Annotated in this window: 3 protein-coding genes; all 3 read right to left on the bottom strand. The window is 60.1% G+C overall.

Annotated features, from left to right (window positions below; all coding sequences use genetic code 11):
* Positions 1 to 220: hypothetical protein (locus V8Z78_RS26930; protein WP_349732500.1), on the bottom strand; the 220-nt coding region annotated here is incomplete at its 3' end.
* 56 nt (positions 221 to 276) lie between these two features.
* Positions 277 to 771 (bottom strand): hypothetical protein, encoded by a 495-nt coding sequence (locus tag V8Z78_RS26925; protein WP_349732499.1) that lies wholly within the window; start codon positions 769 to 771, stop codon positions 277 to 279.
* A 266-nt stretch (positions 772 to 1,037) separates the two neighbouring features.
* Positions 1,038 to 1,681: replication initiation factor domain-containing protein (locus tag V8Z78_RS26920; RefSeq protein WP_349732498.1), on the bottom strand; the 644-nt coding region annotated here is incomplete at its 5' end.

Genomic DNA, 1,681 nt, shown 5'->3' with positions numbered 1-1,681 from the left:
CCCGGTGCTCAAAAGCGCTCCTGAGGGCTTCTACGGCCTTTTGCGAGCGTTCCCCTTTGACCTCGAACATCACACGATCGCCCTGGCGACCTCCCCACTGGACAGCGCCGAACTCGTGACCTGAGCCGTCTTTGATGGCGAGTCGTTCCCCGAAAGTGTGGAAGCCCTTGGTCTTATTGAAGCCCGCGACAAGCCCTACCTGGTCGAACAGTATCTGCATCAGATCGTCCGGTTTTGGGCCCGTCATGGTGGCCGTATATGCGTCAAATCGGACCATCACTTACCCCCCCTGGTTTTAGACCCAACTTTTAAAGCCTTCGGCCTGACCCTGCTTGGACTTTGTGCTATATCTTTCGTAGCTTTCGGGTCGTACCTGACCCCCCTGTTAGATATGGGGGTTGGCGGCGTTGCCGCCGCCGCGGTGCGCGCTCCCGCTGGCGCTCCGCTGCGGCGCCTACGCTGCACCTTTTCCACCTCCGCCAGAAGCGGTGCTGTAGCCCTGTCGAAGTCATCCAGGACAAGCCCCAACTGCGTTTCGATGCGAGCCTGTGCATCGGACAGCCTCTCGATGGACTGTTCCTTCACCTGGGCTTTCGCCTTCTCTGCTGCCTCCAAAACCACGATGAGGCGCTCAAACACTGGCGCGGCCTGTTCCAATACCTCAGAGATCATCGAGCTCTGGCTGTTGCCTGTGAGTTCTGAGATGCGCTTGAGCTGGAGAGCCGTCACAGGCTCCAGGTTCACAGTGATGCGTGGGCGGATGGTAGTCATAGGTGCATCGTAAGCGCGAAAGTGCTGCACCTCAATACCTGTTTTACATGGCGCGCGACGAACGGCGTGCTTTGCTGCTTTCCCACCACCGCGACGAACGGCGTGCTTTGCGAGGGCTTCGGGTTACGCTGCGCACAGCACCTCTGGCACTGCCTTGCAAGAGTTGACATCAGGGGCTTTGCCCCCGATACCCCCACACCGTGGACAAACCATCGACAGGGAACGCTGCACGGCGTCAGCGCAAGCTTGCCACCCTGCCGCGTTCCCTATCGGCCCTTGGCCTGATCGTTGAGGATCTCGGAGATCGTGAGCCCAACACAGTCCCATCCACCAAGGTCTGCTGCAAGGCTCGTGAGGTGCGCACCGTACTGCTTACACATCCAACGCAGTGCTGTTTCTCGGTCGCTGAGGCGGTACACAGTGCCTGCTGGGTGCGGGTCGATGTGCTTCTCCAGAACGCGGGCTGCTATGTCCCTGGTCCACCTGGAAGCCCCCCAAACGTCCATTGGCGAGAGCTTCGCAAAGGCTTCCTTTGCGTCCTTGGCTGGGCGTACCTGGACTTCAATTCGGGCCCAGTCTGGCTTGTTCAAATGCGCGTACTCGGGCTGCAAACCCTTCTCGTAGAGGCGCATGCGTACAGGGCTGCTTTGGCTGCCCAGGTAGAGGGTGCGCCCCTTCTCTGGGAAGTCGTCCCAATCCCCTGCTTTGCCCCCCATGATGCGGCGTTCCTTCTTGACCTCAATGGATGGCCCCAGGAGTGCTTCAAACGCCCCAGGAGCGTCAAAATCGGCGCAGGCATCCACTCGGGTCACCCGGTGCTCAAAAGCGCTCCTGAGGGCTTCTACGGCCTTTTGCGAGCGTTCCCCTTTGACCTCGAACATCACACGATCGCCCTGGCGACCTCCCCACT

Source organism: Comamonas sp. wu1-DMT (genome assembly GCF_040187805.1).
In the GTDB taxonomy this organism is placed as follows: domain Bacteria; phylum Pseudomonadota; class Gammaproteobacteria; order Burkholderiales; family Burkholderiaceae_C; genus Comamonas; species Comamonas thiooxydans.
The sequence above is the reverse complement of the archived record's forward strand: the minus strand, read 5'-3'. Positions and strand labels throughout refer to the sequence as shown.